The following is a 13,833-nucleotide window of genomic DNA, read 5'->3' on the forward strand; positions in this document are numbered from 1 at the left end:
TATAGGGTGAACCATGATCTTGAGGCTGCGTATGAGCCGACGAGACAAAAGAGCGTTGGGGCCAGAATGACAGCAGATATTTCACTCCGCCCGGCAGACCATCCGGCCGTCAAGTCAGGCAAGATCGGCGTCCTGCTGGTCAATCTCGGCACGCCCGACGGCACCGACTACACGTCGATGCGCCGCTATCTCCGGGAGTTCCTCACCGATCGCCGCGTCATCGAGTGGTCGCCCTGGAAGTGGTATCCGATCCTGTTCGGCATCGTGCTCAACACCCGCCCGCAGAAGGTCGGCAAGGCCTATGAGCTGATCTGGAACAAGGAGAAGAACGAAAGTTACCTCCGCACCTATACGCGCAATCAGTCCGAGCTGATGGCCGGGCGCCTGAAGGATCTCGAAAACGTCAAGGTCGACTGGGCGATGCGTTACGGCACCCCGTCGATCGCCTCGCGCATCGACGCGCTGAAGCAAGAAGGCTGCGACCGTATCGTGCTCTTCCCGCTTTATCCGCAATATGCGGCAGCGACCACCGCCACCGTCAACGACAAGGCCTTCCAGAAGCTGCTTTCGATGCGCTGGCAGCCGGCATTGCGCACCGTGCCCGACTATCACGACGACGAGACCTATATCGACGCCCTCGCAAAGTCCGTCGAGAAGCATCTAGCGACGCTCGACTGGAAGCCGGAAATGCTGCTCGCCTCCTTCCACGGCATTCCGATGTCCTATTTCAAAAAGGGCGATCCCTATTACTGCCAATGCCAGAAGACCGGCCGGCTGCTACGCGAGCGGCTGGGGCTGACCAAGGAAAACTTCATGGTTACCTTCCAGTCCCGCTTCGGGCCGGAGGAATGGCTGCAGCCCTATACCGACAAGACCGTGGAGAAGCTCGCCCAAGACGGCGTCAAGCGCATCGCCGTCATCAATCCGGGCTTCGTTTCCGACTGTCTGGAAACGCTGGAAGAGATCGCCGAACAGGCCGCCCATTCCTTCCACGAGAATGGCGGCGAGAAGTTCGCACATATTCCCTGCCTCAACGACGGCGAGGACGGCATGAAGGTGCTGGAAAAGGTCGTCCGCCGCGAATTGCAGGGCTGGATCTGAGAGATCCCACGCTGAAAAATCCGCCCTGACCCATCCTTCTTTTCCTTGGAGGCGGGGCCTTCGTGGGTCATTTCTTCCTCGCAAAGAACATGCTACCTCACCACATCAGTTGTGAGGCGCGCATGCATGCGCCGATAGGAGGAATTCATGCTGTTCGGCGGCTTCGACATCGTCGTGATCGTGCTGGTCATCTTCGTCATCCTGGTGCTCTTTGCCGGGATCAAGACCGTGCCGCAGGGCTACCGCTATACGATCGAGCGCTTCGGCCGCTACACCCGCACGCTGGAGCCCGGCCTCAACCTGATCACGCCCTTCATCGAGCGTGTCGGCGCCCGGATGAACGTGATGGAGCAGGTGCTGAACGTGCCGACCCAGGAGGTGATCACCAAGGACAATGCCTCGGTCTCGGCCGATGCCGTCGCCTTCTATCAGGTGCTGAACGCCGCCCAATCCGCCTATCAGGTTGCCAACCTCGAAAACGCCATCCTCAATCTGACCATGACCAATATCCGCTCGGTCATGGGCTCGATGGATCTCGACGAACTGCTCTCCAACCGCGATGCGATCAATGACCGGTTGCTGCGCGTCGTCGACGAGGCCGTGCAGCCCTGGGGCATCAAGGTCACCCGCGTCGAAATCAAGGACATCCAGCCGCCGCGCGATCTCGTCGATGCGATGGCCCGGCAGATGAAGGCCGAGCGTGAGAAGCGCGCCCAGGTGCTGGAAGCCGAAGGCTCGCGCAACGCGCAGATCCTCAGGGCCGAAGGCGCCAAGCAATCCGCCATTCTCCAGGCCGAGGGCCAGCGCGAGGCCGCCTTCCGCAATGCCGAAGCCCGAGAGCGCCTCGCCGAGGCCGAAGCCAAGGCGACGAAGATGGTTTCGGAAGCGATTGCCGCCGGCGACATTCAGGCAATCAACTATTTCGTCGCGCAGAAATACACCGAGGCGCTCACCGCGATCGGTTCGGCATCCAATTCCAAGATCGTGATGATGCCGATGGAAGCCTCTTCCATCCTCAGCTCGCTCGGCGGCATCGGCGCCATTGCCCGCGAAGTGTTCGGCGATGCCGGCAATAACCAGGCATCGCCGCCGCCGCTGCCGCGTCCCCGCCCGGCGCCGGCGCGCTCGACGCCGCCGATCAGCCCGTCGACCCCCAATCCGTTCAATCCCGATCAGGAGCGCTAAACCATGCTGGCGAAGATCATCGCCGAACTTGGTCCCTGGAGCTGGTGGGTCGCGGGCCTGGTGCTGCTCGCCGCCGAAATGATCGTGCCCGGCTTCTTCCTGGTCTGGATCGGCCTTGCCGCCCTGATCGTCGGCGCGCTGTCGCTCATCTTCTGGGACAGCGCCTTCTGGGTCTGGGAACTGCAGGCGATCCTTTTTGCGCTGCTTGCCGTCGCCACGACCTTCGCCGGCCGCCGGCTGACATTGCGCAATTCGACGACCGACGAGCCCTTCCTCAATCAGCGCGGCGCGAGCCTGGTCGGCCGCACGGCGACGCTGCACGAACCGATCCGCGAGGGCCGCGGCCGCATCCGCCTCGACGATACGCTATGGCAGGTAATGGGACCCGACCTGCCGGCGGGAACGCAGGTGAAGGTGGTGTCGAGCAACGGCCGCGACCTGACAGTCGAGCCCGTCTGATGTAACAGCTCTGATCAAACCACTCTGATCAGGCGACGCCGATCCGCAGCAGATCGTGGAAATGCACCAGCCCGACCGGCCGGCGGTCGTCGTCGATGACGATCAGCGCGCCGATGTGATGCTGGTTGAGCAGCGCCAGCGCGGCGGTCGCCAGCATCGTCGGCTTCACCGTCTTCGGCGTCCGCGTCATGATGTCGTCGACGGCAAGCTCGGCAAGATTGCGGGTCAGATTGCGCGCCATGTCGCCTTCTGTGACGATGCCGCAGAGCCGCCCATCCTCGTCAAGCACGCCGACGCAGCCGAAATGCTTGCGCGACAGCACCGTGATCGCCTCCGGCATCGCCGTGCCCCTGGCCACGAGCGGCAGCCGCTCGCCGCTATGCATGATATCGGCGACATGCATCAGGCTCGCGCCCAGCTTGCCGCCGGGGTGGAAGACATGGAAATCCGTGGCGGTAAAGCCGCGCGCCTCCAGCAGCGCCACCGCCAAAGCATCGCCGATCGCAAGCTGCATCAGCGTCGAGGTTGTCGGCGCCAGCCCATTTGGGCAGGCCTCCTGCTCGTTCGGCACGAGAAGGACGATATCGGCGGCGGTTGCAAGCGAGGAACGGTCGCTGCAGGTGATCGCGATCAGCGGAATGGAGAAACGCCGCGTAAAGGAAATGATGCTTTTGAGCTCGGCGCTCTCGCCGCCTTTGGAAATCGCCAACACCACGTCATCGGGCGCGATCATGCCGAGGTCGCCGTGATTGGCCTCCGCCGCATGTACAAAAAAAGCAGGTGTCCCGGTTGACGCGAACGTCGCCGCAAGCTTGGCGCCAATATGCCCGCTTTTGCCGACGCCGGTGACGATGACACGGCCGGAGATGTCGCTGATGGCTTCGACCGCGCGGGTGAAGGGAGCGGCCAATCCATCGTCGAAGGCCTGTTCGAGCGCTTCAAGGCCGCGTCTTTCAGTCTCTATCGTGCGTTTTGCCGATTCGAGCACGCTGTTTTCAACGAGGTTTATCGCTCTTCTGTTCATGAAGCTGCGTTAGACCTTTTCACTTTCCAAGTCCACCCCGCACGCTTTCCGAAATGTGAACGGCGCCCGCCATCGGCAACGAATGATTAACCACGAGGCTTTACCTTTGGGTAAGAACCGAAAGCATGTCAGGCGCGAATTGCATGGGCCAACCAAAACAGACGAGCAGTGTGACGCCGCTCCGCGCCATGAGCCGTGCCGTCTCTTTTGCTGCGTTCGGTGGCCTGCTTCTCAGCCAGACGGCTGCCCTGGCGCAGTCCGCTTCGTTGCAGTCGGCGACCAGCCGCGCAGTATCCTCCGAGAACAATCGCGCTACGACCGGTGCGGCATCAGAAGCCGGTTTCGATGACGAGAGCGACGGTTCGGCCGCGCCGGCGGCAAACAGTGTGGCCACAAACGCAGACGATGCCCAGAGGCCCGCCATACCGGACGCGCAATCCGGCGACGACATTACCGGCTCCATCCTCGACGACGACATCCGCCGGCTGAACACCCGCGAAGCACCGATCGACGAAACGCTGCCGCGACGCCGGGCTGCCGAAAGTGCCTCGACGGCGGAAACGCCGGGCATTCCGATCGGCACCTTCGTGCTGCGCCCGAGCGTCACCCAGAGCATCAACACCGAGACCACCAAGGACGGCAATACCAGAGAGCAGCGCTCCTTCCTAGAAACCGATGCGGCCGCGACGCTGACCTCCGACTGGGGCCTACACCAGCTGACAGTAACCTCGGAAGGCGCCTGGCAAAAGAATGTCAGCGGCGAGGGCGAGGAGCAGCCTTCCTTCAAGATCAACAGCGACCTCAGGCTGGATCTTCCCGACGATACGGTCGCCCACCTCACCGCCGGTTATAATTTCTATCGGGAAGATACAGACGACCCCGACGCCATTGCCAATGCCGCGCAACAGTCCGACGTGCAGGAATTCACAGCCGGCGCCTCCGTCCAACGCGATTTCGGCATCCTGCGCGGCACGACGGCGCTGGCGCTGACCCGCTCGATCTATTCCGACGCCACGCTTTCGAACGGCACAACCGTTGCGCTGAGCGACCGCGATCAGACGACCGGCACGCTGCGCGGCCGCGTCGGCTACGAGCTGTCTCCCGCGCTCATCCCCTTCATCGAGGCGACGGTCGGCCGAACCCTCTATGACGAGACGCGCGATTCCGCCGGCTACGAGCGTTCCGGCCATAGCTATGGCGCCAAGGCAGGCGTCGAGGTCGATCTCGGCGAAAAGCTGAAGGGTGAAGTCGGTGTCGGCTATGAGATGGCGGATTTCGAAGACAGCCGTCTGTCGTCGATTGATACCGCGACACTCGATGCGAGCCTGCTCTGGTCGCCGATCCGCGGCACCGATGTCAATTTCGACCTGCAGACGAGCATCCAGCCCTCGACCACGGCGGGCGAGAGTGGCTACGTCTCGCACGCCTTGACCACGACGGTCACCCACCAGCTGCGCGACAATCTGGTGGGCACGATGATCGGCGGCGTCATATGGCGCGATTATCCCACTGACAGCACCACCAACGACGAGCTCGTCTACACCGCGGCGACTGGGCTGACCTGGAACATCAACCGCTATCTCGATCTGACCAGCACGCTCGGCTACGAGCTGACCACGCGCAAGGACGGCGACGACTCGCAGCAATTCCGCGCCGGCGTCGGCCTGAAGCTCAAACGCTAGAGCATGATGCCGAAAAGTGTGAGCGGTTTTCGGGCGACATCATGCTCTAACTCTTTAATTTAGAACAGGATTCAGATTTAAGGCCGACCCGGCCTTAAATCATCCTGGTTCTAGCGCAGCGCTACCTGCCCCAGACCACACGCAAAAGCGTCTTCCGAAATTGCTCCGAAGTGATCTGCCACCGGCTCAGGCTGATGCTATCAGATCCTGCAGGATGCCGATGATGCGACGGTGCTGATGGGCGTGGCGTGTGCGGATGCTGGTTGCGGCATAGACCGTCTGTTGAATGGGTGGAGCGTCCTCTATCGGGAAAGCGACACCCTCCTTGGCAAGTCGCGCGGCGCTGCTTTTCATGACGTAGGCAGCGCCCCCCAGCGTCGTGAGCAAACCCGTGATGGCGGTGTTCTGCCCCGACGCCAGCGGTGCTGCCGACAGATGCGGCAAAGCCAGTCTGTGGGCACGGTCGAAGGCCGGTGAATAGATGGCCTGGATATAGGTTTCCGGTCGAAGTGCGCCGACGGTGCACGCGACTGTGCTGACCAGATTATATGTCATTTCCCCGATTCTTTCATAGTGAAGGTCGGGCAGATAGTGCGGCGTATAGAGAACGGCCAGATCGAGATCTCCAGCTGCGAGGTCTCGGTTCATCTGGATCGAGTAGTCCGCTTCCAGGTAGATCGATGTCCCAGGCAGCTCAGCGCGGACCGCAGAAAGCCAGCGCCCGGCAAAGATTTCGGCAAGGTCGTGTTGGATGCCAAGCCGCATGGATCGCTCATAGGCGCCCGCATTCTCGACCGCCCGAGTTGCTTCATGCCACTGGTATTGCAGGGCTTTCGCATGATCGAGGAACCGCAGGCCCGACGCCGTCGGTGCGGTGCCACCCTTGTTGCGCGTGAAGAGCTTTCGGTTGAACTGCGCCTCCAGCGCCTTGACGCGATGGGAAACGGTTGATTGCGTGATGTTCAACCGCTCCGCCGTGCGGTTGAAGCTGCGGGTTTCCATCAGGTCGAGAAAAGTCTCGATGAGATCAATCTGCATGTTCTTTCCGGGCTCACTGGGGCGAGGGCAATCTTCGCGTTATCTAATCGAATTCTTCGATCAATAAAGCAAGTTCCCTCCGCTTGATGCCGTTCCCGTTCGTTGCCAGACTTGCCTTTGAACGAGGAGCAGCCATGTCGAATTTGCCATCTCACGCGCGCGTTGTGATCATCGGGGGAGGTGCTGTCGGCGTTTCCGCACTCTATCATCTGGCCATGGCGGGCTGGACCGACGCGGTGCTTCTGGAAAAAAACGAATTGACGGCCGGATCGACTTGGCATGCGGCCGGCAATGTGCCGACGTTTTCCTCCTCCTGGTCGATCATGAACATGCAGCGCTATTCGGCCTCGCTCTATCGCGAGCTGGGCGCTCAGGTCGACTATCCGATGAATTACCACGTGACCGGCTCGATCCGGCTCGGCCACTCGAACGAGCGGCTGCAGGAATTCAAGCGCGTGGTCGGCATGGGACGCTACCAGGGCATGGACCTCGACATCCTGTCGCCCGAGCAGATCAAGTCGAAATATCCTTTTGTCGAGACCCATGACCTCATCGGCGCGCTCCACGATCCCTATGACGGCGACATCGACCCGGCGCAGCTGACCCAGGCCCTGGCGAAGGGCGCGCGCGACCTGGGGGCGAGGATCTTCCGCTTCTGTGCCGCAACCGGTGCGCGCCGGGAAAACGACGAATGGATCGTTTCCACCCCGGAGGGTGATATCCGCTGCGAATATGTCGTCAATGCCGCCGGCTATTACGCCCGCGAAGTCGGCAAATGGTTCGGCCGCGAGGTGCCGATGATGGTGATGAGCCATCAGTACATGCTGTTCGAAGAAATTCCTGAGCTTGCCGCCTGGTCCAAGGAGGTCGGCCACAAGCTGCCGCTGCTGCGAGACGTCGATAGCTCCTATTATCTGCGGCAGGAAAAGACCGGAATGAACCTCGGTCCCTATGAGCGCAATTGCAAGGCGCATTGGCTGACGGCCGACGATCCGATGCCGGAGGATTTCTCCTTCCAGCTTTTCCCTGACGATCTCGAGCGGCTGGAATGGTATCTCAATAACGCAGTCGAGCGCGTGCCGATCCTCGGCACGGCCGGCCTGTCGCGCATGATCAACGGGCCTATCCCCTATACACCGGATGGAAATCCGCTGATCGGGCCGATGCCGGGCGTGCCGAATGCGTTTGAGGCCTGCGTCTTCACTTTCGGTATCTGCCAGGCGGGCGGCGCCGGCAAGGTGCTGGCCGAATGGCTGACCGAAGGGCAGACCGAATGGGACATGTGGTCCTGCGACCCGCGTCGCTACACGCGCTTTGCTTCCGACCAGGACTACTGCATCGCCAAGGGTATGGAAGTGTACGGCCACGAATATGCGATGCATTTCCCGAAGCACGCCTGGCCTGCTGGTCGCAACAGGAAACTCTCACCGATCCATGATCGGATCGCAGCACTTGGTGCGCAATTCAAGCCCTATAATGGCTGGGAGCGCGCCAACTGGTACGCCAAATCAGGCGATGACACGTCGGAACAAACAACGCAGACCTGGAATCGGGCGGGGCCGTGGCAGAAACGGATCGAGGAGGAATGCCTGGCAGTGCGTGATGCTGCGGGCATTCTCGATCTGCCGGGCTTTTCCCGCTACTGCCTGCAGGGTGAGGGTGCACGCGACTGGCTGCTCGGCTTGATCACCGGCAAGGTGCCGAAACCCGGCCGCATCGGACTTGCCTATTTTGCCGACGACAAAGGCCGTATCGTCACCGAGATGTCGGTGATGGCGCTGGAAGAGAACCTTTTCTTCTTGACCACCGCAGCGACAGCGCAGTGGCACGATTTCGCATGGTTGCAGAAGCATCTGCCGAAAGACGCGCGATTCACGCTCGACGATGTGACGGACGATTTGGCCTGCCAGATACTGTCAGGGCCGCAATCGCGTGCCATCCTTGCAGACATCACGGACGCCGATCTTTCCAAGCCGTGGCTGACGCACCAGTCCTGCCAGATAGCAGGCCGCCGGCTGCAGCTGGTGCGCGTCTCCTTCGTCGGCGAGCTTGGCTGGGAGCTTCACACGAAGGTGGACGACACGGCCACGGTCTTCGACGCGGTCTGGGCCGCGGGCGGGAAGCATGGTCTGAAGCCCTTCGGCATGGAAGCACTCGACAGCCTGCGTATCGAGAAGGGCTACCGCGCCTGGAAGGGCGACCTTTCGACCGATTACACCATACTGCAGGGCGGGCTGGAGCGTTTCGTCGACTGGGCAAAACCCGATTTCAAGGGCAAGGCGGCGCTCGGGCGCGAGAAGCAGCAAGGTGTGACGAAGCGCTTCGTCACACTGGTCGTCGATGCCGGCGAATGTGACGCCCCCTATATGTCGACGCTCTGGTGCGACGGTCAGTTGGTCGGAGAGACAACGTCGGGCAACTGGGGCTACCGCGTCGGCAGGTCCGTGGCGCTCGGCATGCTGCGGTCGGATCTGGCGGTGCCGGGCACGGAGCTGGAGGTTGAAATCTTCGGTGACCGGTACAAGGCCGTCGTCCAGTCCGACCGGCCGTTATGGGATCCCGAGAACGAGAGGCTGCGAGCGTGACGAAACCCATCCCCCAAAAGGCACGCGCCGTGATCATCGGCGGCGGCGTTTCAGGCTGTTCCATCGCCTACCACCTGGCCAAGCTTGGCTGGACCGATGTCGTGCTGCTCGAACGCAAACAGCTCACCTCAGGCACCACATGGCACGCGGCCGGCCTCATCGGTCAGCTCCGCGCCTCGCAAAACATGACGCGCCTCGCCAAATATTCCGCCGATCTCTACGTCAGGCTGGAGGCCGAAACCGGCATCGCCACCGGCATGCGCCAAAATGGCTCGATCACGGTTGCCCTGACCGAAGAGCGTAAGGAAGAGATCTACCGTCAGGCCTCGTTGGCCCGGGCGTTCAAAATCGACGTTCGCGAGATTTCGCCGGAAGAGGCGAAGGCGCTTTACCCCCATCTCAACATCGGCGACGTCAAGGCAGCGGTTCACCTGCCGCTCGACGGACAATGCGACCCGGCAAACATCGTCATGGCGCTCGCCAAGGGAGCGCGGCAGCACGGTGCAACCATCATCGAAGGCGTAAAAGTCATCGAGGTGCTTGCCAGAGATGGTCGAGTCGTCGGTGTCGTCTGCGAGCAGGCCGGCGAGCGTTTCACGATCGAGACGGAAAATGTCGTCAACGCCGCCGGCATGTGGGGCAGAGATCTCGCTCGGCAATCCGGCGTCACCCTGCCGCTGCATGCCTGCGAGCATTTCTATATCGTCACCGAGCCGGTTGAAGGGCTGAAGTCTCTGCCTGTGCTGCGTGTCCCGGACGAGTGTACCTATTACAAAGAAGATGCCGGCAAGATGCTCATCGGCGCCTTTGAGCCGGTCGCCAAGCCTTGGCCGCCGGCGGGCGAGGCGATCCGCGAGGACTTCTGCTTTGACCAATTGCCGGAGGATTTCGACCACTTCCAGCCGATCCTCGAAATGGCGATCAACCGGATGCCGATGCTGGAAACTGCCGGCATTCACACCTTCTTCAATGGACCGGAGAGCTTTACTCCCGACGATCGCTATTATCTCGGCGAGGCGCCGGAAGTGAAAGGCTATTGGGTGGCGGCCGGATACAATTCGATCGGCATCGTATCTTCCGGTGGCGCCGGCATGGCGCTTGCCCAATGGATGAACGACGGCGAACCGCCCTTCGATCTCTGGGATGTAGACATCCGGCGCGCCCAGCCCTTCCAGAAGAACCGGTTCTACCTGAAGGAGCGCGTCACGGAGACGCTCGGCCTGCTTTACGCGGACCATTTCCCCTATCGGCAGATGGCGACCGCGCGCGGCATACGCCGCTCGCCGATCCATGAGCACCTTGCGGCGCGTGGCGCCGTGTTCGGCGAAGTGGCCGGCTGGGAGCGTGCCAACTGGTTCGCCAGGGAAGGGCAAGAGCGGAAATACGAGTATAGCTGGCGGCGGCAGAACTGGTTTGAAAACCAGCGCGAGGAACATCTGGCAATCAGGACCGGCGTCGGTCTCTTCGACATGACCTCCTTTGGCAAAATCCGGGTCGAAGGGCGAGACGCCTGTCGCTTCCTGCAACGGCTCTGCGCGAACCAGATAGACGTGCCCGCCGGCCGTATCGTCTACACGCAGATGCTGAACCGTCGTGGCGGCATCGAAAGTGACCTCACCGCAACCCGGCTGACCGAAACCGCCTTCCTGCTCATTGTTCCAGGTGCGACACTGCAGCGTGATCTTGCCTGGCTGCGCAAGCACGCGGCCGATGAAAATGTCGTGGTTACCGATATGACGGCGGCCGAAAGCGTGCTCTGCGTGATGGGTCCGAAGTCACGTCAGCTGGTGCAGAGGATCAGCCCTGACGATTTCTCCAACGATGCCCATCCCTTTGGCACCGCGCGGGAAATCGAGATCGGCATGGGACTGGCGCGCGCTCACCGCGTCACCTATGTCGGCGAGCTCGGCTGGGAGCTGTATGTCTCCACCGACCAGGCCGCCCACGTTTTTGAGGCGCTGGAACTGGCAGGCCTGGACCTCGGTCTGAAGCTTTGCGGCATCCACACGCTCGATAGCTGCCGCATCGAAAAGGCGTTCCGCCATTTTGGCCATGACATTACCGATGAAGATCATGTGCTGGAAGCAGGCCTCGGCTTCGCCGTCAAGACGGGCAAAGGCGAGTTCATCGGCCGCGATGCCGTCTTGCGCAAGCAGGAAACGGGCCTTGATCGCCGGCTGGTGCAATTCAAGCTCACAGATCCTGAACCGTTGCTCTTTCACAACGAGGCAATCATCCGCGACGGAGAGATCGTCGGCACGATAACCTCCGGTAATTACGGCCATTTCCTCGGCGGTGCAATTGGGTTGGGTTACGTGCCCTGTGAGGGTGAGAGCGTGGCGAAAGTGCTTGGCTCATTTTACGAGATCGAGATTGCGGGAACGAGGGTGAGAGCCGAGCCATCACTTGCGCCGATGTATGATCCGAATGCCGCGAGGGTCCGGATGTGATGACGGACCTATCGGTATTTCCGGAGACATTCCCATGCTAGCACCTGAAACCAAAACACCGGCTGCGCCATCGGTCGACCGCATCGATCAGCTCATTGCGGCTCATAAGCCGGGCCACGGTCTTGCCCGGCCATTCTACATAGATCCGGACATTTATGAGCGTGATCTGGAGCGCGTGTTCCGCCGCCATTGGCATTGCCTCGCGCATGAGAGCGTTGTTCCAAATCCGAATGACTTCGAAGTGTTTCGCATGGCCTCGGAGCAGGTGATCGTCACGCGACATGCCGATGGAACAATTCATGCGCTGCTCAATGTGTGCCGCCATCGCGGCGCCGAGGTCTGCACCCGGGATAAGGGCAATGCCCGTGGCTTCGTCTGTCCCTACCATGCCTGGACCTATGGCAATGATGGAAGCCTGAAGGCAGCAAGGCTGATGCCAAAAGACTTCAACCGGGAGGATTACGGACTGAAGACGCTGCATGTCCGTGTGGTCGAAGGCTTGATCTTCATTTCCTTCGCAGACGACCCGCTCGATTTCTCCGAGGTCGAAAATCTGCTCCTTGCGACCTGCGGCCAATATGGCTGGCGGCAGGCTAAGGTGGCGCATCGGCAGACCTATCCGGTCGACGCCAACTGGAAGCTGGCGGTGGAAAACTATGTGGAATGCTACCACTGCGGCCCGGCGCACCCCGAATATTCGCAGACTCACGCGCTGGAACAGCCACTGCACATGATCGAGGCGCTGAACGCCGCGATGGAGGAACGCACATGCGCCCTCGGCATCGCGGTCGGTTCCGGCGATCACTGGCAGACATCGGCGACGGGCAGAGAAGCCATCCACGCGTTCCGTTATGCGCTTTATGACGGTGTTAAGACCGGCAGCCAGGACGGCTCGCCGCTCAGCATACTGATGGGCCGATTTACCGAATTTGATGGCGGCGTCACCTCCGTCCATCTCGGCGGCACCTCATTTCTCGTCTGCTATCCCGATCACGGTATGATCTATCGCTTCATTCCGAAGGGCCCGAGAGCTTGCGAAATGGAACTGATCTGGCTCGTCAACAGTGAAGCCGAGGAGGGCAGAGACTATGATCTCGCCAAGCTCGTGTGGCTCTGGACGGTGACGACCGACGAGGACAAGTCCATCATCGAGCACACGTCGCGCGGCGTGCTCTCGCACTATTTTGTGCCGGGACCGATCGCGCCGATGGAGCAGAACGAACTGCGCTATATCAACTGGTATCTGGACGAGATCAGCCGGCCGAACTGACCGAATTCTAAAGCCGCGCGCATCCGGTCTGGATGCGCGCGGCTCTTTTAATTGATACGCTGGGCGAAGCCCTATCTCAGGCTCGCAAGCAATTCCTTGAAGCCGCCTTCGACCGACGGACGGATGTCAGCACGTTCGAGGGCGTAGGCGACGTTCGCCAGGATGAAGCCGTCCTTGGCGCCGCAGTCATAGGTCGTGCCGCGGAAGTGGTAACCGGCAAAATCCTGTTCCTTCAAGAGCTTCAGCATGCCGTCGGTGAGCTGGATCTCGTTGCCGGCGCCGCGCTCCTGGGTTTCGAGGATCTTGAAGATTTCCGGCTGCAGGATGTAGCGGCCGTTGATGAAGAAGTTGGAAGGCGCGGTTCCCTTGGCGGGCTTTTCCACCATGCCGGTGATGCGGAAGCCCTCGCCGATCGCCTCGCCGACACCGACGATGCCGTATTTATGCGCCTGATCAGGCGCGCATTCTTCGACGGCGATGATATTGCCGCCGCTCTGGCCGTAAAGGTCGATCATGCCCTTCATGCAGCCCTTGTCGCCCTTCATGATCATATCGGGCAGCAGCAGGGCGAAGGGCTCGTCACCGACGATCTCGCGGGCGCACCAGACCGCGTGGCCGAGGCCGAGCGGCTCCTGCTGGCGGGTGAAGCTCACCGTACCGGCCTTCGGCAATTGCTGGGCGAGAAGGGTGATCTCAGCCTTCTTGGCGCGTTCCTTGAGCGTCTGCTCCAGCTCGAAATGGATGTCGAAATAATCTTCGATGACGTGCTTGTTGCGTCCGGTGACGAAGACCAGATGTTCGATCCCGGCCTCGATCGCCTCGTCGACGACATATTGAATGATCGGCTTGTCGACGACGGTCAACATTTCCTTCGGAACAGCCTTGGTTGCGGGGAGGAATCGCGTTCCCAACCCGGCAACCGGAAATACTGCTTTACGAACTTTGTTGTGTTGAGCCACACCCGGCCTCCTGCTTCGATTCATATCGCTTTGGAAATGGAGCTTTTTAGCTTTAACTAGTATAGAATTGCTACTGTTTT

Annotated in this window: 10 protein-coding genes; 7 read left to right on the forward strand and 3 right to left on the reverse strand. The window is 61.1% G+C overall.

Going from position 1 to position 13,833, the window contains the following annotated elements:
* Window positions 1–66: 66 nt before the first annotated feature.
* The 3 genes from hemH (at window position 67) to BBJ66_RS26180 (ending at window position 2,745) form a co-directional block, all read left to right on the forward strand.
* Window positions 67–1,101: a ferrochelatase gene (gene hemH / locus BBJ66_RS26170; protein WP_071090897.1), complete on the forward strand. Its 1,035-nt coding sequence runs from the start codon at window positions 67–69 to the stop codon at window positions 1,099–1,101.
* Window positions 1,102–1,248: 147 nt separating this feature from the next.
* Window positions 1,249–2,286 (forward strand): SPFH domain-containing protein, encoded by a 1,038-nt coding sequence (locus BBJ66_RS26175; protein ID WP_071090900.1) that lies wholly within the window; start codon window positions 1,249–1,251, stop codon window positions 2,284–2,286.
* A 3-nt stretch (window positions 2,287–2,289) separates the two neighbouring features.
* Window positions 2,290–2,745, forward strand: coding sequence for an NfeD family protein (locus tag BBJ66_RS26180; RefSeq protein WP_071090903.1), 456 nt, complete (start codon window positions 2,290–2,292; stop codon window positions 2,743–2,745).
* A gap of 28 nt (window positions 2,746–2,773) precedes the next feature.
* Here BBJ66_RS26180 and BBJ66_RS26185 read toward each other — a convergent pair whose 3' ends face one another.
* Window positions 2,774–3,769, reverse strand: coding sequence for a KpsF/GutQ family sugar-phosphate isomerase (locus tag BBJ66_RS26185; RefSeq protein WP_071090906.1), 996 nt, complete (start codon window positions 3,767–3,769; stop codon window positions 2,774–2,776).
* A gap of 143 nt (window positions 3,770–3,912) precedes the next feature.
* Between BBJ66_RS26185 and BBJ66_RS26190 the strand changes: the two genes are divergently transcribed.
* Window positions 3,913–5,451 carry an outer membrane beta-barrel protein gene (locus BBJ66_RS26190; RefSeq protein ID WP_071090909.1) on the forward strand — a complete coding sequence of 513 codons (1,539 nt, stop codon included), beginning with the start codon at window positions 3,913–3,915 and terminating at the stop codon, window positions 5,449–5,451.
* Window positions 5,452–5,637: 186 nt separating this feature from the next.
* On the opposite strand, the gene BBJ66_RS26195 is transcribed toward BBJ66_RS26190, so the two are convergent.
* Entirely contained in the window at window positions 5,638–6,489 is an 852-nt protein-coding gene (locus BBJ66_RS26195; protein ID WP_049734696.1) for a LysR family transcriptional regulator, read from the reverse strand.
* A gap of 134 nt (window positions 6,490–6,623) precedes the next feature.
* Here BBJ66_RS26195 and BBJ66_RS26200 point away from each other — a divergent pair, with 134 nt between their 5' ends.
* Genes BBJ66_RS26200 through BBJ66_RS26210 form a run of 3 tightly spaced genes read left to right on the forward strand, consistent with a single transcriptional unit; the run spans window position 6,624 to window position 12,794 of the window.
* Window positions 6,624–9,074, forward strand: a complete 2,451-nt coding sequence (locus BBJ66_RS26200) for a GcvT family protein (protein ID WP_071090912.1) — start codon at window positions 6,624–6,626, stop codon at window positions 9,072–9,074.
* Entirely contained in the window at window positions 9,071–11,524 is a 2,454-nt protein-coding gene (locus tag BBJ66_RS26205; RefSeq protein WP_071090917.1) for a GcvT family protein, read from the forward strand. The genes BBJ66_RS26200 and BBJ66_RS26205 overlap by 4 nt, the downstream gene beginning before the upstream one ends.
* A gap of 34 nt (window positions 11,525–11,558) precedes the next feature.
* The gene (locus BBJ66_RS26210; RefSeq protein ID WP_071090920.1) at window positions 11,559–12,794 is read left to right on the forward strand and encodes an aromatic ring-hydroxylating oxygenase subunit alpha; all 1,236 of its coding nucleotides are present in this window, start codon (window positions 11,559–11,561) and stop codon (window positions 12,792–12,794) included.
* A gap of 71 nt (window positions 12,795–12,865) precedes the next feature.
* On the opposite strand, the gene galU is transcribed toward BBJ66_RS26210, so the two are convergent.
* A complete protein-coding gene (galU, locus tag BBJ66_RS26215) occupies window positions 12,866–13,753 on the reverse strand; it encodes a UTP--glucose-1-phosphate uridylyltransferase GalU (RefSeq protein WP_049734700.1) in 888 nt (295 codons plus the stop codon).
* Window positions 13,754–13,833 lie beyond the last annotated feature (80 nt).

The sequence above is a fragment of the Rhizobium sp. RSm-3 genome (assembly GCF_001854685.1).
GTDB lineage: Bacteria > Pseudomonadota > Alphaproteobacteria > Rhizobiales > Rhizobiaceae > Rhizobium > Rhizobium ecuadorense.